The organism is Fibrobacter sp. UWH1 (assembly GCF_002210365.1).
Lineage (GTDB): Bacteria > Fibrobacterota > Fibrobacteria > Fibrobacterales > Fibrobacteraceae > Fibrobacter.
This window is the reverse complement of sequence record NZ_MWQG01000025.1, coordinates 24,633-43,412: the sequence shown is the minus strand read 5'-3', so window position 1 is coordinate 43,412 and position 18,780 is coordinate 24,633. Positions and strand designations below refer to the sequence as shown.

Sequence of the window (18,780 nt, the reverse complement as noted above, 5' to 3'; positions counted from 1 at the left end):
AGAAGCGGCGCTGAACTAAAGGCGCTTAAGCACTGCCTGTGCGTGGTGGTAGAAGCCTTCTTCCATGGCCACGGCAGCAATTGCCTTGGCGTTCTTCTTGATGGCCTTTTCGCTGTAGCGGATGATGGACATACGCTTCAGGAAGTCGTACACGCCCAGGGGGCTGAAGAAGCGGCCAGTGCCGTTGGTGGGCAGCACATGGTTGGGGCCTGCAAAGTAGTCGCCCACCGGTTCAGAAGACCAGTGACCGATAAACACGGCGCCGGCGTTTTCGATCTGGGCAGCCATGGATTCAGCTTCGTCGGTCATGACTTCCAGATGTTCCGGAGCAATCTTGTTTGCAATGGCAACGCCATCAAACCAGTCCTTCACCACGAGAATTCGGCCGAAGTTGTCCAGCACCTTCTGAAGCAGTTCCTTCTTGGGACTGTTTTCCACCTGGACGTCTACGCAGGCAGAAATCATCTGGGCGGTTTCCATGTCGTCGGTAATGCAGATGGCGGCTTCGAAACCAGAACCATGTTCAGCCTGGGAAAGCAGGTCTGCTGCAACGAAGTCAGGATCGGCAGTCTTGTCGGCCATGACGAGAACTTCGGAGGGACCAGCCACCATGTCGATGTCTACGACACCGAAGACTTCCTTTTTGGCGACGGCGGCGAAAACGTTACCCGGGCCCACAATCTTGTCGACGCGTTCAACGATGGTCTTGCCCTTGGAATCCTTGGCACCGTAGGCCAACAGGCCGATAGCCTGTGCGCCACCGATGTGGTAGACTTCGGTAATGCCCAACTGCTGGAGCACGAAAGCCACGGCACGGTTGATTTCGCCCTTGATGGGAGTGACCACCACGATGTCTTCAACGCCAGCAACCAGAGCGGGTACAGCGTTCATGATCACGGTGCTGGGGTAAATGCCAGCGCCACCGGGAACGTAAAGGCCAACGCGCTTCATGGGACGGATGCGCTGACCAAGAACAACGCCGTCCTTACCTTCCATGAGCCAGGATTCTTCCATCTGGTTCTGGTGGAAGTCGCGAACGTTCTTGATTGCCTGCTTGAGAGCCTTCTGCAAATCGGCAGGGCACTTGGCAGCGGACTTTTCGATTTCCTTTTCAGATACGCGGATGTTCTTGCCCTTGAGGCTGTCGAACTTCTGGGCGTATTCCACAGCCTTGGCGTAGCCACCCTTCTTGATGTCAGCCAGGATGTCTACAACCTTGTTATAAATTTCGCGGCTGGGAGCAACTTCACGACCGCAAATGCGTTCAATTTCCTTAGAATTAGGAGTAGCCTTAACTATTTGCATTTCTTAGTTTCCTTCAAAATCTTGTAGCACAGACCGTCCATCAAGGCAAGCCAGCTGGCTTCGATGATGTTGGTGCTGACACCTGCCACATTCCAATGTTCCTTGTCGTCGCCGAAGGTTGTCCACACGCGGACCAGTGCGTCGGAACCCACAGAAGAACCTAGAACGCGGACCTTAAAGTCGTCCAGGCGGACCTTGGCCATGTACGGGAAGAACGGCAGCAGAGCCTTACGCAATGCGGCATCCAGAGCGTTCACCGGACCGTCGCCTTCGCTTACCTGATGGCTGATCTTGTCGCCAATCTTAAGCTTTACAGAAGCTTGGGAAACAGAGAGTCCCTGGGGAGTCTTGTCTTCGGTGACGCGATAGTTCATGAATTCAAAAGGTTCAGTGAACATACCCAGCTGGCGGTAAACCAGCATCTTGAAACTTGCTTCGGCAGAATCGAAGTGCCAGCCGGCGTTTTCCTTTTCCTTGATAGCCAGCAGGAGCTTTGCCACCATGGGATCCTTCTTGTCGATGCCCGGCTTGATAGCCTTCAGCTTTTCTACAACCAGAGAACCGCCAGCCTGATCGCTGGTGACGAACACGCGGTCGTTGCCCACGGAATGCGGGTCCACATGTTCAAAGCTGCGGGACACCTTCATGACGCCATCGATATGGGCACCGCCCTTATGAGCGAAAGCGGCCTCGCCCACATAGGGAGCGCGAACGTCGCTAGGAATGTTCACGATCTGGTCAATGCTCAAGAACAGCTTACGGAGGCCGGAAATCTTCTTGGAGGCAAAGAACTTTGCGCCCATCTTGAAGACCAGGTCTGCCATGATGGTGGTGAGGTTGGCGTTACCGCAGCGTTCGCCGTAACCGTTAATGACACCCTGAATCATGGATGCGCCGGACTTCACGGCGTAGATGCTGTTAGCCACAGCAAGGCCGGAGTCGTTGTGAACATGGATGCCCAGAGGTACGTCTACATGTTCCTTGACGGCTTCAAAAATTTCTTCCAGTTCCCAAGGCATGGTACCGCCGTTGGTATCGCACAGAACGATAAAGTCCGCACCACCGAGAGCGGCAGCCTTCAAAGTTTCGATGGCATATTCAGGATTGGCCTTATAACCGTCGAAGAAATGTTCGGCGTCGTAAATAACTTCCTTGGAATGTTCCTTCAGGAATTCGATGGAAGACTGGATCATGTCCAGGTTTTCTTCCAGAGTAGTATGAATGACTTCTGTAACGTGAAGGTCCCAGCTCTTACCGAAGATGGTCTTTACTGGAGCCTCGGACTTCACCAATGCCTGGAGCAGCGGATCCTTCTCGGGAAGAATCTTCGGGCGGCGAGTACTACCGAAAGCAGCGATCTTGGCGTGCTTCAGCTTCAGCTTCTTTACTTCGCGGAAGTATTCTTCGTCGGTGGGGTTGCTCGGGTTGGGCCAGCCGCCTTCAATGTAATCAATACCGAAAGAGTCAAGAATTCGAGTAATCTGGATTTTATCGGCCAGAGAGAGACTAATCTTGCGATCTTGATTGCCGTCGCGCAGCGTGGTGTCATAGATAAAGCATTTCATAAGTGCAGTAAATTTAGCAAAAAACTTTGTTTTTTTTCGATGTGTTCATACAATAAACAGTAAAGCAAGGTGTTTGCCTGATGTTTAAAAAAGAGATGCAGCGAATTTACTGCATCTCGTAATTTTTTTACCCGAAGGCCGATTCGTTGAAACTATCCCTGGGAGGTTTCAGCGAAGGTCAAGTTTTCGTAATTCTTGATAGCCAGATTCAGACGATATTCGTTGGGGAACAGACAAACTAAGTTGCGTTCCTTGTCCAGCATGCAGTCCATGGCATATTCTTCAGCGAACTTGTTCACGTCCTTTTCGGGGCCGGAGACCCAGCGGATACCGTGAGCGGGTACGCGATCCAAAGAAACGTCAGCGCCGTATTCACTCTGGAGACGGAACTTCAGCACGTCGAACTGCAGTTCACCCACCACACCGATCACCGGAATAGCGGACTTCATAGGTTCATAAAGCTGGGTAGCACCTTCTTCAGAAAGTTCAGCCAGTCCCTTGGCCATCTGCTTGGACTTCAGCGGGTTCAGGAGGGTGACGCGGGCAAAATGTTCCGGAGCGAAGTCAGGAATGCCGGTGTAGCTCATCTTTTCACCATCGGTCAGAGTATCGCCGATGCGGAACAGACCGGGGTCGTTAATACCCACGATGTCGCCTGCCCAGGCATTGTCAATGACTTCCTTGTCCTTGGCCAGGAATGCGGTAGGAGCAGCCAGACGGATTTCTCGGCCGGTACGCACATGGAAAACCTTTTCGCCACGGGTAAAGCTACCGGAGCAGATACGCAGGAATGCGGTACGGTCACGGTGCTTGGGGTCCATGTTAGCCTGGATCTTAAACACAAATGCGCTAAAAGCATCTTCACCCGGATCCACAGGACGCTTGTCGGTATCGCGGATCATGGGAGGAGGAGCCAACTGAGCAAAGGCGTTCAACAGCTGACGTACACCGAAGTTGTTCACGGCACTGCCAAAGAACACGGGGCACATCTCCCCCTTCAGGAACTTTTCGTGGTCAAACGGATCCATAGCGCCAGTGACCATTTCGTATTCTTCCTTGAACTGTTCCACCCAGTTCTCGCCGCACATTTCAACCAGGCGGGGATCATCGGGACCAGTCATCTGGATAAGCTGCTGCTCCCCTTCTTCCTTGTTAAAAGTATGGAAGGTATTGTCGGCGATGCAATAAACACCCTTAAAGAGCTTACCCACGCCAATGGGCAGAGTAAAGGGAGCCACCTTGATCTTCAGGACATTTTCGATTTCATCCAGCAGGTCCAGCACATGGCGACCATCAAGGTCCATCTTGTTGATGAAGGTGATAATCGGAGTGTGGCGCATGCGACACACGTTCATGAGGCGGATGGTCTGCTTTTCTACGCCGTTCACGCTATCGATAAGCACCAGGGCGGCGTCCACAGCGGTCAGGGCGCGGTAAGTATCTTCGCAGAAGTCCTGATGCCCCGGGGTATCCACCAGGTTGAACATGCAACCTTCGAAGGGGAAATTCAGAACGGAACTGGAAACAGAAATACCACGCTGCTGTTCGATCTTCATCCAGTCAGAAACCGTGTAGCTGCGGTTGGACTTGGCGCGAACATGGCCTGCTTCACGGATCACGTTGCCGTACCACAGGAACTTTTCGGTAATGGTTGTTTTACCAGCGTCAGGATGGCTAACGATGGCGAAAGTGCGGCGTTTAGAAATTTCTTCGTTCATAAAAAAGGCTCTAGGTTCAAGGCAAAAGGTTTGAAGCCAGGAACTCAAGAATTAGGGTTCATTTTTTTGCGGCGGTAAAGATAGAAAAAACAGCCGACACCTCGACTGTTCTCCTTAAATTTGACAGGGCTTTTAACTGTTTATTACATCTCGGTGTAAATCTGGTAGCTGTTACGACCTGACTTTTTCACATCATAAAGGGCCTTGTCTGCGCGATCAAATAGGGCCTGATAGTTCATATCCAGGTCGTTTGCAAAGGCCGCCCCTATCGAAATATTGATGACATTCAATTTTTCGTCGTTGCAGAAAGCTTCGTCGGAATTAGAAATCAGATGGCTGATGCACAAGGTCAAATCGGCCATGCTCTTCACGTTGGGCAAGAGCACCACGAATTCATCACCGCCGAAACGGCAGATGGTCACGGATTCAGACTTGTCAAAAGTCTTCTGCAAGATGTTTGCAAACAACTTAATGGCCCTATCCCCTTCCAGATGTCCATAAGAGTCATTCACCACCTTCATATGGTCCATATCCACCACCAGCATGGCTCCGGAATTGTGCTGAACCACCATGAACTTGTCAAAGGCGCGTTCCATGTACCTGCGGTTCCACAATCCAGTTAGCTGATCTGTGTAGGCGGAATGCTCACTCTTATTGATATTCACTTCATTACTGTACATGGTCTTCAGGTGCTTAACCATGGCCTTGTTAATAAAGAAGCCACTTACGAACATCACCACGAACTCGATGGTCATTCCGTCAATGTGGGTAACAAACCATTCGACGGCATCCGGATTAGCAAGGGCGCTGGCCTCGAATTCTGAAATCTGCCAGTTGCTGACCAACATCATCAAATAGCTGAGGATGCTCATGGTGACGAAAGTCCTGCGCTTACAATACAGAAGGCTGGTCATGGGCACAAAGAAGTAGCTTAGCGAGATGTCCATGTGGCCAATACTCATGACGTAGATGGTCACCAAGGCACCTACCAGTCCAATGTACTTGATAATGGAACTTTCAGGCTTGAACTTATAAAGCACCGAATGGCCGATGGCGAAAACGAAAATCACCAAAAAAGACTGGAGACAGGCCCAATAAGTGACGCCAGGAAAGGCGGCAAAAAGAACGCCTAAGGCGATCGTCGGAGAAACAAGGCAGCAATACCAGAGGATGCGGCAAAAAATGCCATTCATCCTTTTTTCGTTGTTGTCTAGAAAATACGAGAAATGATTGTCATAATATTCGGAACCCATGGACAAGAATATAGATGATTACGTCGGGTTCAGAACATCTAACTATACAAAAATACCCCGAAAAACAGATATTTTTATTACAACCTGTATGGTCCAGCCACTACCTGTGGTGGTACGGGTGATTTTGCATCACCATCTGGGCCCGGTAGAGCTGTTCCGCAAAGATGATTCGGGCATGGTCGTGGGTAAAAGTCAGAGGAGACAGGCTCAACAGCATATCGGCGGTTTTCTTCAGATTCTCGTCTATACCGTATGCGGAACCGATCAGAAATACCACATTTCCCGGGAAGCGGCCACGGAGCGTGTCAGATAGTTTGACCGTGTCCATCAGCTTCCCCTCTTCAGAAAGAATGATCCGCTTGAAATCGCTCTTGGGGAATTTCTTCTCGAAAAGGGCAGCTTCCTGCGCCAGGGACTGGTTTCGGTCGTCCAGCTTCGATTCCTTGAGTTCCACGACTTCCAGAGGGATGGCTCCCCCACGGAGACGCTTGACGTACTTGTCGACTTCGTCGGCAACAAAAGGCGAACCTGCCTTACCAAAAACTGCGAGAACCCATTTCATGGAGGCTACTATCTTCCAACTGACAAGCGGTCGATCAGGAAGTTTGCCATTCCCTGCTTGCGCATGCGTTCCTGGGTCTTGGCGATGTCGTAATCCACGCGGATGATGCGCACGCACTTGGTTTCGGTATCCAGCAGGCACCAGCAGGAACGGGGATCGCGGTCACGAGGCTGCCCCACACTGCCGACGTTCACCAGCAGACGTTCCGTATTCTCGATGGTATATTCGTATTCATCCAGAATCTTGGGAATGGCCATGGGGCGGCTTGCCACGATAACCGGGCTATGGGTGTGTCCCACAAAACAGTAGCGGCCAGAAAAATGATCGAAGGCGTCCAGAGCATCTTCCAGTTCTGTCACATAGACCCAGTCTGCAGGGCTCAGGGGCGATGCGTGAACGAAGCAAATATCGTTTTCTTCACGGATGTAGGTCAGGCTGCGCATGTATTCCACAGATTCCTTGGAAAGGTGGGTCTGGGTCCATTCGATAGCCTGCTTGGCATAGGGGTTAAAGCCTTCGCTGGATTCGTGCTTGATGGCGACACTATCGTGATTACCGATAATGCAGATGTCCATATTTTCACGAGCCAGGGCTACACATTCATCAGGGTCTGCGCCGTACCCCACCAAATCACCAAGACAAACCTTCCGATCTACACCATTATCTTCCATGGACTGGAGCACAGCCTTGAAAGCTTCGGCGTTAGAATGGATATCAGAGCAAATTCCGTAAAGCATGAGCCTAATTTAAATAAAAAAGAAGAAATATGAGAGAATTAGGTGGCGAGAAAAGCAAAAATTAAGTTTTCTTTTCTACAAAGCTAAGGCCTTAAACGTCATACGCATTTAAAAATACGGCTCTATTTACTATTTTTGCGTCGTATGGAAATTGTTCAAGACAAGCTGAAGGTCAGCATTGCCTACACTTTAATGGAAAGGTCCGGAAAGATTCTGGAAGAAGTGCCGGCATCCCACCCCTTCGTGTACATTCATGGGTACAACAACATTATCCCCGGTCTGGAGAGTGCCTTGAATGGTCGCCGCGTTGGCGAGAAATTCACAATCGACATTGACGCGAATCTCGGCTACGGTCTTTTCCGCGATGACTTGATCCTGGAAGTCCCTAAGGACGAACTGAAAGAAATTGGTGAAATCTGGCTGGGCATGGAACTGGAAATGTATCAGGATGAAGACATCCGTGAGTTCCAGTTACCCGAAACGGCCGACGAATTTGTAGATGGACTGAACCTGGACAGCGACGACGATAACGAAGCTGACGGTATATACACCATCAAGGAAATCCGCAAGGAAACCGTAATCGTAGACGGCAACCACCCCTTTGCCGGTAAGGACCTGACCTTTGACGTGCAGGTCATTGCCGTAGAATCCCCCAGCTTTACCGAACTGGAATCAGGATTTCCCGATAAGGACGAATTTGACGAACAGGATGAGTTCGACGAATTCGGCGACGATCTTAACAACCCCGATAATTTCAACAGGAGATGGCGATAATGGCCAACATGGATGAACTGAAGAAAGCCGCAGGCGTACGCGCCGCTGACATGATCAAGGACGGCATGACCGTCGGTCTTGGCACTGGAAGCACCGCAGCCCACATGGTAAACCGCCTGGCAGAACGCATCAAGACCGAAGGTATCAAGGTGGTTGGCGTTTCTACTAGCTGGAGCACCACCCTGCAGTGCCGCGCTCTGGGCATCCCCCTGAAGGAAATGGGCGAAGTCTCTCACCTGGACATGGTCATTGACGGTGCCGACGAAATCGACGACAACCGCAACCTGATCAAGGGCCGCGGTGCAGCTCACCTGCTTGAAAAGATTGTGGCCTCCATGACCGACAACTACGTGATTATCGCAGACAGCGGCAAGAAGGTGAACCAGCTGGGTACCAAGTTCGCAGTTCCTCTGGAAATCATCCCGGGTGCAATCGCAGTCGTAACCGAACGCGTTGCCAAGCTGGGTGGCGAAGTCAAGGTCCGTATGGGCGCTCCCGGTAAGGACGGTCCGGTGATTAGCGATTCTGGCAACCTCATTGCCGACGCCAAGTTTGCTCCTATTGCTGATGCAGACAAGCTGGCTCGCGAACTGGAACACATCGTCGGTATCGTCGGTCACGGTCTGTTCGTCGACATGGCAACCAAGGTAATCCTCGCCGACGAAGAAAAGGGACTGATCGAATTCTAAGGAACGAGGTTCTAGGTATGAGGGCGCTCGCAAAGCTCGCTTTCAGGTATGAGGACGGAGCCTTCGGCTCCTTTGAGCTAGATAATCGCGCCGAAGGCGCCTTACTTTAGCTCACAGCTCATTACTCACAGTTCATCGCTCACAGTTCGTATCTCATAATTTGAGTCTGCGCCACTAGATCCTTCGCTCCGCTCAGGATGACAAACGCAGACAAATATCTCATAACTCGTATCTCGTAATTCGTAATAAAAAAAATCCCCCGCATTTCTGCGGAGGATTTTTTAATGCTTTGAGCCAAGCTAATTAAGCTTCGTCGTCAGCCAGTTCCGGAGCCTTCTTGATCACGTTGCGGCGGCCATAGCGAACCTTGGACGGATCGAAAGTGGTTTCAACCGGAGCAATATCAGCTTCGTTCACAACCGGTGCTGCAACAGCTGCGGGAGCTGCGGCGGGGGCTTCAACTGCGGGTGCTGCGGGAGCGGCCGGAGTTTCAACCGGGATGCGAGGAGCGAGGGGACGGCGTTCAGCAACAGGAGCTTCAGCGGCGACCGGTGCAGCAGCTTCGGTAGCGGCAGCTACGGGAGCGGCGGCTTCTGCGGCAGGAGCTGCAGCGGCGGCGTTGAATTCACGACGGGGACGTTCCGGGCGGCCTTCGCGACGGTCGCGGCGGTTGCCACGTTCGTTGCGTTCAGCGCGCTGTTCACGCTGTTCATTACGGGCAGCCGGCTGTGCAGCGTTGGCGGCCTTGTTTTCGCGATTTTCGCGGTTTTCCTTTGCAGGACGTTCCTTATTTTCCTTCTGGCGATTTTCCTTGTTGTTGCGTTCACCGCGCTGAGCCATTTCCTGAGCGTTAACGGGGCGGCGTGCGCCCGGCTTCAGGTTCATGTCGGGGGTGAGCTTCTTGAAAATCGGGGTACGAAGCATAGTAAGGAGCTTGTTAACCTTAGTCAGGATAACGATGCTCAAGATCACTGCAACGAGTGAGAGAGCGATTGCGATGTATTCCATTCGGGGCACCTCATAAATAAGGGTTGACCGCGACTACAGGCTGGAAGAACCCGCAGGCGGTGTGGCGTTGGGTTAATGTAATCCGTATTCGGATTTATGCTTAAAGCCATCTTACTAGCGCCTCCGGAGAGGCTTGACTGGCCATAAGGCTTCGGGCAAATTGGGCCGGCGAAGCATTTAAAGGGGTCTCCGCCGCAGCGGTAGACGGGTTTTTGCCACGAGGCCAAATATACAAAATATTCACAACGAATCCCCCGCACCGACCGACTAGAGGTGGCAGTTCAAGTTGGAATATCTGACTTTTTATATAAAAAAAGCGGGCATAACCCGCTGTTTCCTTAATTTTCAGGCCGAAGGCCCCAAAGTTAGAGGTGCATATCCAGCTTTTGTAAAGATTTCTTCACGGAATCGCCGTAGGCGTTCAGGGAATCCAGGGTATGCTGAAGCGAATCTACAGAGTGCTGAAGACTGGCGTTATTCTGTTTCAGGCGTGTAATTTCGGCCTGTGCTTCCTTATCGGCGCAGCCCATAAAAGAGAAAGCCATTAGAATAAAAATCAAAGACAAAAGGGAATAAAACTTCATGTTCCCAATAATAGAAATTAGAATGGATGGTAATTTCTATCTTGTGGAGCGTAATTTAAAATCCGGTACGCAATGATGAAAGAACAAGAACTTTTGATGCCTGTTGGAACCTGGGAAATGCTGGAAGCCGCCGTCAAGAACGGGGCCAACGCCGTGTATTTCGGGGTTCCCCACTGGAACGCTCGCGGCCGTACCGAAGACTTTTCTTTTGAAGATGTAAAGGCCATGATCGAGTATGCCCGAAGCCGAGGCGTCCGCAGTTTCATGGCCATGAACGTTCTTGTTTTCGAGCGTGAGCTGCAGGAGTTGCCGGAATTCCTGGCCCAGATTATCGCCTTGAAACCCGACGCCTTTATTATCCAGGACATTGGCCTCGCCCGCTTGATTCGCGCAATTTGCCCGGAACAGGAAATCCACGCCAGCACCCAGATGACCCTGGCCAGCGCCGAGGGCGTAAACCTGGTAAAATCCATCGGCTTTAACCGCGCCGTTTTGAGCCGCGAACTTTCGGCCAAGCAGATTGCCGCCGTCAAGAGCGGAACCGACCTTGAAATCGAAGTGTTCGTACACGGAGCCCTTTGCGTCTCCTATTCCGGCCAGTGCCTCACCAGTGAAAACTTCGGCGGAAGATCCGCAAACCGAGGCCAGTGCGCCCAAAGTTGCCGCCTCCCCTACCGCATTTTTGTAGACGGCAAGGAATTCACCGAAACCGACGCCCAGTATTTGTTCAGCACCCGCGATTTGTGCGCCCTCCCCAAGCTTGAGGAACTTGCCGAAATCGGCGTGGAATCCCTGAAGGTGGAAGGCCGTCTGAAGAGCCCGGAATACGTGGCTGCCGTAACGAGAGCCTATAGAAAGGCGTTGGACAACATTTCCGCAGCCACCAGCAAGCGGGGCGATCTCGGTCTGGAAAGTTCAGACTTGGAACCGCTGGAAGTCTTGTTCTCCCGCGGGTTGACTACCGGCTGGCTTGATGGCGACAACCACCAGGAACTGGTGAACGGAACCTTCAGCAATCATCACGGTCTTTATTTAGGTAAAGTCGTCAAGGTAGAGCGTTCATCTGTTTTTGTAACCGCCGAAAAGGAATGGCTCCCCCGCCCCGGCGACGGCATCCTCTTTGAAGATTACCGCTTTGGCGTCTCCCAGGGAAGCCGCCTGTACGGAGCGCAGATTGTACATAACGCCCACAGCAAGCGTGGAGACGGCATGCGTGGCATGGGTCCGCTGCTGCGCCTGGACTTCGGCTACGATTTCGACACACGAAAGATCGGCCGCAACATGGACGTTTTCCGCAACGACTCCCCCACCCTGGAAAAGGAACTGCGCAAGACATTTACCGACCGAAATCAGGAAACCAAGCGTGCGGTGAACATGGAACTTTCCGGTGCGGTGGGCGAACCTCTGACCTTGAAAGTCTGGCTGGCGGGAACCACCCTGATGCAAGGGATGGATAAGGCCGCAGAAGTACAAAGCGAACAGATTTTGGAACAGGCGAAAAATGCAGTCGACCCTGCAGCTCTGGAAGCGCTGGCCCGCAAGGAACTTGGGGGCCTGTCGGCCACGCCCTATGAACTTGGAAGTCTGATGGTCCACGTGGCCGGCGCACCTTTCGTACCCGGAAAGGTGCTGCGCAACCTGCGACAGTCCGCAATTCAACAGCTGGAAGCCTCCTCCCTGCAGTGGAAGGAAATGAATATCAGCGCCGCAAACGGGAAAAAATTCCTGCAGACAATTTCTGCAAAGTTCGCCGTTGCCGCCAAGAAGTCCGCAGCTGCTCAAGATCCATCGGCTTCGCTCCGCTCCGCTCAGGATGACACGCAAAAAGAATTCGGCATCGTCCACAAAGTTGCAAAGCCCGTCATCTCCGTGCTGGTCCGCAACCCGGAACAGATTGCCGCCCTCAAGGGATTAGACATCGACAACGTCATCATGGATTTCGACTGGGGCGTCAAATATGACGAACCCCTCCAGCAGATTCGTGAACTTGGTTTTAAGGCTGGCATGGCCACCCTGCGAATCCACAAGCCCGGCGAAAATCATTACCTGAAAAAGATTCTGGAACTCAGCCCGGATTTCGCCCTTGTCCGCAATCTTGGTTCCCTGTCCATCCTCAAGGATAGCGGGATCCCTCTCGTAGGCGACTACAGCCTGAACGCCGCCAACTCCGCCAGCTACGAATGGCTTCTGGATCAGGGACTGCAGACAATCCACCCCTCCTGGGATCTAAACAGCACCCAGCTTTTCGACCTGCTGAAAAACATCGACGGCAGCCGCCTGGAACTGACCCTTCACCAGTACATGCCCGCCTTCCATTCGGAATATTGCGCTTTCGCCCGCAGCCTTACTACAGGCCGCCGCTTCCCGGAATGCGGAAAAATCTGCACCCAGCACAAGGTGGAAATCCTGGACCACAAGGGAGAACGCCACTTCCTGCAATCCGACGCAGAATGCCGCAACACCCTATTCGTAGGCCGTCCCCAGTCTGCGCTTAAATTGATGCCTCAACTTCGCACCTCCGGCGTAAACCATTTCCGCCTAGAAATGCTCAACGAAGATCCAGAAACTGTCCGACGCAAGGTGCTAATTTACACCCAGGCCATCCGCGGAAAAGTCTCCATCGAAGATGCCATCCGTGAAGCCGGCATTCAGGAAAAGTACGGCCTCAGCGAAGGCCAGCTCTTCAACGAAAGCACCTGGCAGAACCGCAAGAAATGCGATTAAGTCGACCCCCTATAGGGCCTTCATCATTACGGTCTTGTTGAATTCTTCGGGGGTAGTAAAAGTAGGCACTATGTCATGCAGGGCGCTGATGGCAGCCTTGTCGTCATTTTTCTTGGCCGCATTACGCAAGGTCCACAGCGCCACAATAAACTGATCCATGTCGATTTCGATCTGCTTTCCGATAAAGATCAGCTTGTTCTTTGTGCGCAGCAACCCCTCTTCGTTCATGAGGAGTTCTTCCTTGATCTTTTCGCCGGGGCGTAAACCGGTAAACTTGATTTCCACATCCTTGTAGGGCACCTTGCCGTACATGCGAATCAGGTTCTCGGCCAGGCTAACAATCTTGACCGGCTGGCCCATGTCCAGCACAAAGATTTCGCCACCCTTGGCAATGGAGGCCGCTTCCATCACCAGGCTCACCGCCTCGGGAATGGTCATAAAGTAGCGGATTATGTCGGGGTGGGTCACGGTCACGGGGCCGCCCTTTTCGATCTGGCGCTTAAACAGGGGGATCACGCTACCGTTGCTGCCCAGCACGTTTCCAAAACGGGTGGTCACGAATTCGGTCTTGCTGCCGGCCTGCTGGCTCAGGTACTGCACGATCATTTCGCAGCAGCGCTTGCTAGCCCCCATGACGTTGGTGGGGTTCACGGCCTTATCGGTACTGATCATCACGAACTTCTGTACATTGTTGAACAGGGCCAGGCAACCCATGTTAAAGGTACCCATCACGTTGTTCTTGATGGCTTCCATGGGGTTGTGTTCCATAAGGGGCACATGCTTGTGGGCGGCGGCATGGAACACCACGTCGGGCTTGTAGGTCTTGAAGATTTCGTTCATGCGGAAGTAGTCTCGCACACTGGCAATCAGGGTCACCAGGTTCAGTTCCTTGCCATATTCCATGACCAGTTCCTGCTGGATATCGTAGGCATTGTTTTCGTAAATGTCTATGATAATCACCTGCTTGGGATTGTACTTGGCAATCTGGCGTACCAGTTCGCTACCGATACTGCCACCGCCGCCACTAACCATGCAGACCTTGCCTTCGATAAAGTTGCGCACATCCTTGTTGTTGAACTTGATTGGTTCACGGCCCAGCAGGTCTTCTACCTTGATGTCGCGGATCTGGCCCACGTAATTGCCGGATTCCACAATATTGCCCAGGAAGGGGACCACCTTTACAGGCAGGTTGGTGTCGTTACAGATTTCCAAAATTTTCTGGCGGTCGGGGGCCGGGCAGCTGGGAATACAGAAAAGGATTTCTTCGATGCGTTCGAGCCTTGCGATTTTTGGGATTTCGCTGGTACCGCCGGCAACAAGAACCCCTTCAAAGGTCTTACCGATCTTATCACGGTCATCATCAATCAGGCAAACAGGATTGATCTTGCTGGCCGCATTGTCAGATGACATATCTTCCGAGGCCACCTTGAATTCACGGAGCAAAGCCAAAGAGGCGCTGCCGGCACCAATGATCATGGTGCGCTTGCGGTGGGCTTCGTCCATGCCGGTCTTAAGGAGCACCATAAAGGCATCCTTGAACAGGTAGCGGAAAGCGCAAATGCCAAAGGTCGCCACGATAAAGTGGAGGATCTGAAACTCAATGAATACTTTTTCGGTAGTCAGGTACAGCAAGAAGTAGCCCAGGAGCATGCCCAAAAGGCAGCCATAGATACAGCTCAGGTAATCCTTCTTGCTAAAATAGCGCCACAGCTTATTGTAGGCCCCCATAAAAATCAGGGAACCAAAGCAGGTCAATACAGTCAATGCAAAAATGACAATGAGGTCGGGGCGTCCGATACGTTCTGCAAGCAAAGGGAGAGGAACATTCGCTACTAGCCCTGCAAAAACAACGATGCATGCATCCGCTACAGCCAACAAACGCTTTCGCAACCTGAAGTTGGCAAACAGTAGACGAATTTTATTTAGCATAAGCCACTCCCTTTTTATATACCCATGCTCCAGGATTCGTAAAATATAGAAACTACCACATGAGTGTGGTGCGCACATTTACTGCAGGGTCGCTTCCAAAGGTGTATTCCCCCATGAATCCAACATACACGCCCCTAAAATCAAGGGCGACGGTGCCATTGTAGTGCATTTTTGCACCATGTATAAAGTGCTTTTCTGCCCATTTGTAGGGGTCATCAATGCTGCTGCCGTAATCATCACCCTTCCAGAGCCACTGACTACGGTAACTCATAAATATACTGCGAGTCGTCGCAGACTTATCTAAAGTCATTCTACCATATATGGCCCAGTCGATACTCAAGCTATTTGGTCCATTGGGATTTCCTAGAGGCATTCCCAGGTGAGCCATCTGGGCCATAGCTGTATCATAATGACCATAGGTGTATGGTTCTACACGGGCAATTTCTGCGATAGTTCCGGCTTCAATCTTTTTTTCCTTAAGATAAAAGTCATGGGACACTTGCATACCCGCCATGGCTGCCCAACGGTTATTGCTGTACTTGTTTTCGTATACGGCCATGGGAGACTCCAGGTCATCCAAGAAGAATTCACCATAGATTCGAGCCGTATTGAATAGACGATAATTCAAATCCATAGATAGAGCGCCGTTATTCACTCGCTCGGTGTAATTGCCCTTTTCGATAAACAGGGGTACCACGGGAACAAAGAGCCAAGGTTTATTTTCGTTGTACAGGATTTGCAATTCGCTTATGCCAACCACCAAGTCGTTTTTGAACAAGTTAAGTTCGTAACGGTGTGCATACAGATTACGATCATTCAGGTTATCCTTGCTGTAACTCCAGCTGTTGACACGGAGGTCTGCGTAGGCGCTTAGTACATGGAGGGGACCAAACTTAAAATCCAGGGAAATCATGTTATAAGGGAGCGCAAACTGGTTTAAAGACAAATTATTGTAATAACCGGGCCCCCAGTGCATTACATCTCGGGCAAGTTCCAGCCTGGCAAAAGCATAGTTCAAACCAAGGTGGGCGCGATAACGGGAATAGCTAACGTAATCGGCTCCGCCGTCATTGCTATTTTCACTTTGAACATCAAAGACTTCCCCATCATAACTCTTGGGTTTACGTTTGGCGCCCTTATTGACTCCTGCACTGTGCGCTTCAGAATACATACGGGCATCAAGGTCAAAATCCAGGGAATCGGCAAAGCCTCGAATGTAAAGACCAGCATCAACACCAGGCCAAATAGTATCGTCTAGGGCTTCGCCTCCGCGAAAGTCAATTCCAAGTATAGGAGAAACGGCAACTGCATAAACGTGGGGACCGCCAACGAACACATCGCCGATAGTATCCGCAATGCTTGCCATGGCGCGGGCTTCCGTTTCATTGAAGTGTGTGCGGAAGGTGGTATCGCGGGCAGGGTATGCAAAGAACTGTCTACCCTCCCCTATGGTATGCCTATGGTATTCCAACAACATGGGCATATAATCCAGCCCACGAAGGTTACGGTTATGTTCGGTTCCGTGTACAGGAGATGCAGCAAAAGCGGTATTTGCCAACAAACCAAGCAAGGCAAAGGCTACAGCAACCGCACCCAAGAAAGCAAAAACGCCACGGGTCTCGGAATCATCCTTACTTTTTCTTGGAGTAATACCCATAGTATCCATAACCATAACCGTATCCATAACGGCCGGTTTCACGTTCGCAGTGGTTCATCACAAAGGCCTTTGGCTTTTCTCCAAAGCGATTCATCTTGGTCATCGCCTCGGAAATTTCATCCATGCTATGCTTTCCATAATGCAGAACAAACAGGCTGAAATCGGCAGCAGGGTAAATCAATTCGGCATCGGTCACCATGCTCATGGGTGGGGTATCCACAATAATTACATCGAATTGTTTGCGGGCCTCATCAAGCATGCTCCTAAAGTTTTCACCACGCAATAGTTCACTGGGCGACAGCTTCGTGTGTCCAGCAGAAATAACAAACAAGTTTTCAATATCAGAGGTTGCAACTGCAACTCCAAATTCACACAAACCTCCCAGCACTTCAGCCAGACCCATTTTACTACTGCTACGATGCACGCCTCGACGCATATCCGCATCAATCAGCAAAGTGCGCTTGCCAGACGTAGCGTGTAGTGCAGCCAAGTTAGAAGAAACAAAACTCTTACCTACACCAGGAATAAGACCAGACACCATGATTACAGGATGGGTCTGAGACGGAACCGTAAAATCCACAGAGGTAAGCAAACTGCGGAAGGCTTCGCTTGCCGGATCTTCAGGTTGAGAAACAACCAAGGGAACCAAATTGCGACGACGTGCCTTCATGACCTTACCACGACGTTCAGGAATCTTTGCGAAAACACTGATACTCGTAGCCTTTTCCACCTCAGTTGTACTACGGACGCCGTTGTGGAGCATACGCATAAGGAACACCAGCAACACCGCAACCATGAAGGATGCGGCAACGCAGCAGATAAGGATGTTCAACTTCTTGGGTTTGCTGGGGCGATCTTCCACCATGGCATAATCCACCACGCGTACGTTACCCACTTCGCCGGCACGAACCACGCGAAGTTGCTGGATGTTGTTGAGCATGGTATTATAAATAGCATTGTTCACCTGCACATCTTCCTGCAGGCGCATCACTTCTTGCTGAGTCAAGGGCATCTTAGCTGCGCTAGCCTTCAACTTAGAAAGTTCGCCCTTCAACTTGTCCTGCTGCTTAGCAATGGTACGCACTGCCGGGTGTTCATCTTTGAACAAGCGAGTAGCTTCCTGATATTCCTGCTGCAGCTTCAGCAACTGCTTCTGCAAGTCCACTTCTTTCTGCAAATGAACCTGAGTTTCACCAGTCATGTCCACAGAACCAATCTTATGGCGGTAATCGGCCAGGATCTTTTCGGCGGTGTCCAACTTGGCCTTAACACCGGGTAACTGTTTTTCTAGGAATTCCAAAGTCTTTTCGGCTTCGGCACTACGCTTTTCTACATTGTGGCGCACGTAGGTATTTGCAATGGCATTCAGGATTGTTGCGGAACGATCAGCATAGCGATGTTTAAGGGAAACGGCCAGAATACCGGTCTGCTTCCCCTTTTCGCTAACAGATAACTTTCGGGCTAGGCTACGAATGGCGGCCAGCGGCTTAAGTTGCTGTAGTACAAATTCCTGACCGACGGCTGCGCGAATCAGGCGCACACGCATCACCAACGTATCACCGGCATAGGGAGCGCGAACAGTTTCGCCGACTTCAGCTTCTACAAGTTTTGCCCCTTCGGGAGTAATGACGGCATAGGAATTAGCGCCCGTCACCGTGGCAGTCCAGCGGTCACGGCGGGCAATTTCTGGAATATCCAGTTCGTCGATGTCCATGCGACCTTCGCGATGGAGCAGGCGATCCATCTTGCCTACCGGAATGGCATTAAAGCGCAGATGCTCCTCTTCAACCACATAGGCAAGCACGCTACGGCTCTTAACCAGTTCGATTTCGGCGTCGGCGGGGCTAGTCATATCCAACAGGGCACCCATTTCGCCCATGGCTCGGGTAGCCTTGTTTCCGCGAATATCAATCTGCAGCATGGCGTCGCTTGTAAATTCGGGACGAATCCAGTTCATGACCAGACAGCCAATCAGTGCGCCAACAACCATAAAGGTTGCAATAAAAAACTTCTTAGACCAGAGAATACCAATGGCTTCTATCAATGTGATGGTATCCCCAGCCCTCTGGGGAAGCAGACCTGCCAAATTGATAGTCGCTTTCTGTTCGTTCGTTTCCATACAATACTCCTAGTGGTGCCAAATATAACATTTATGTAATATTTTGGAGAGGTGATACTAGTCACTAGCCAGTGATATACACAATTTGTATTTTAGAAAACAACCAAAAAACACTGCCCCCACCCCATCCTAACCCCACGGGGGCAAAATATGGAG

Annotated in this window: 14 protein-coding genes; 3 read left to right on the top strand and 11 right to left on the bottom strand. The window is 51.3% G+C overall.

Features of this window, described 5'->3' with window-relative positions:
- Positions 1 to 15: 15 nt before the first annotated feature.
- From hisD to B7992_RS11470, 6 genes are all read right to left on the bottom strand, one after another.
- Complete coding sequence (gene hisD, locus B7992_RS11495; protein ID WP_088666318.1) at positions 16 to 1,305, bottom strand: histidinol dehydrogenase; 1,290 nt, start codon at positions 1,303 to 1,305, stop codon at positions 16 to 18.
- Positions 1,296 to 2,870, bottom strand: coding sequence for a citramalate synthase (cimA, locus tag B7992_RS11490; RefSeq protein WP_088666317.1), 1,575 nt, complete (start codon positions 2,868 to 2,870; stop codon positions 1,296 to 1,298). The genes hisD and cimA overlap by 10 nt, the downstream gene beginning before the upstream one ends.
- Before the next feature lie 152 nt (positions 2,871 to 3,022).
- Positions 3,023 to 4,588 (bottom strand): peptide chain release factor 3, encoded by a 1,566-nt coding sequence (locus B7992_RS11485; protein WP_073160866.1) that lies wholly within the window; start codon positions 4,586 to 4,588, stop codon positions 3,023 to 3,025.
- A 143-nt stretch (positions 4,589 to 4,731) separates the two neighbouring features.
- Entirely contained in the window at positions 4,732 to 5,781 is a 1,050-nt protein-coding gene (locus B7992_RS11480) for a GGDEF domain-containing protein (RefSeq protein WP_073284889.1), read from the bottom strand.
- A gap of 160 nt (positions 5,782 to 5,941) precedes the next feature.
- On the bottom strand, positions 5,942 to 6,403 hold the full coding sequence (locus tag B7992_RS11475; RefSeq protein WP_088666316.1) for a 23S rRNA (pseudouridine(1915)-N(3))-methyltransferase RlmH: 462 nt from the start codon (positions 6,401 to 6,403) through the stop codon (positions 5,942 to 5,944).
- 8 nt (positions 6,404 to 6,411) lie between these two features.
- Positions 6,412 to 7,140 (bottom strand): metallophosphoesterase, encoded by a 729-nt coding sequence (locus tag B7992_RS11470; RefSeq protein WP_073160872.1) that lies wholly within the window; start codon positions 7,138 to 7,140, stop codon positions 6,412 to 6,414.
- 144 nt (positions 7,141 to 7,284) lie between these two features.
- On the opposite strand from B7992_RS11470, the gene B7992_RS11465 reads away from it, so the two are divergent.
- Complete coding sequence (locus tag B7992_RS11465) at positions 7,285 to 7,914, top strand: peptidylprolyl isomerase (protein ID WP_073160874.1); 630 nt, start codon at positions 7,285 to 7,287, stop codon at positions 7,912 to 7,914.
- Positions 7,914 to 8,603, top strand: a complete 690-nt coding sequence (gene rpiA, locus B7992_RS11460) for a ribose-5-phosphate isomerase RpiA (protein ID WP_249269346.1) — start codon at positions 7,914 to 7,916, stop codon at positions 8,601 to 8,603. The genes B7992_RS11465 and rpiA overlap by 1 nt, the downstream gene beginning before the upstream one ends.
- Positions 8,604 to 8,906: 303 nt before the next feature.
- Here the strand turns inward: rpiA and B7992_RS11455 are convergent, their stop codons facing one another.
- A complete protein-coding gene (locus tag B7992_RS11455) occupies positions 8,907 to 9,611 on the bottom strand; it encodes a hypothetical protein (RefSeq protein ID WP_073160878.1) in 705 nt (234 codons plus the stop codon).
- Positions 9,612 to 9,976: 365 nt separating this feature from the next.
- Complete coding sequence (locus tag B7992_RS11450) at positions 9,977 to 10,156, bottom strand: hypothetical protein (RefSeq protein WP_139259155.1); 180 nt, start codon at positions 10,154 to 10,156, stop codon at positions 9,977 to 9,979.
- A 111-nt stretch (positions 10,157 to 10,267) separates the two neighbouring features.
- Here B7992_RS11450 and B7992_RS11445 point away from each other — a divergent pair, with 111 nt between their 5' ends.
- Positions 10,268 to 12,919 carry a U32 family peptidase gene (locus B7992_RS11445; protein WP_254917691.1) on the top strand — a complete coding sequence of 884 codons (2,652 nt, stop codon included), beginning with the start codon at positions 10,268 to 10,270 and terminating at the stop codon, positions 12,917 to 12,919.
- 9 nt (positions 12,920 to 12,928) lie between these two features.
- Here the strand turns inward: B7992_RS11445 and B7992_RS11440 are convergent, their stop codons facing one another.
- From B7992_RS11440 to B7992_RS11430, 3 genes are read right to left on the bottom strand one after another with little or no spacing between them, the layout of a single operon-like run.
- Positions 12,929 to 14,848: a nucleoside-diphosphate sugar epimerase/dehydratase gene (locus B7992_RS11440; RefSeq protein WP_088666315.1), complete on the bottom strand. Its 1,920-nt coding sequence runs from the start codon at positions 14,846 to 14,848 to the stop codon at positions 12,929 to 12,931.
- Positions 14,849 to 14,900: 52 nt separating this feature from the next.
- Positions 14,901 to 16,520 carry a hypothetical protein gene (locus tag B7992_RS11435; protein WP_249269348.1) on the bottom strand — a complete coding sequence of 540 codons (1,620 nt, stop codon included), beginning with the start codon at positions 16,518 to 16,520 and terminating at the stop codon, positions 14,901 to 14,903.
- Entirely contained in the window at positions 16,480 to 18,624 is a 2,145-nt protein-coding gene (locus B7992_RS11430; RefSeq protein WP_088666314.1) for a polysaccharide biosynthesis tyrosine autokinase, read from the bottom strand. Before B7992_RS11430 ends, B7992_RS11435 begins: the two co-directional genes overlap by 41 nt.
- Between the last annotated feature and the right edge of the window lie 156 nt (positions 18,625 to 18,780).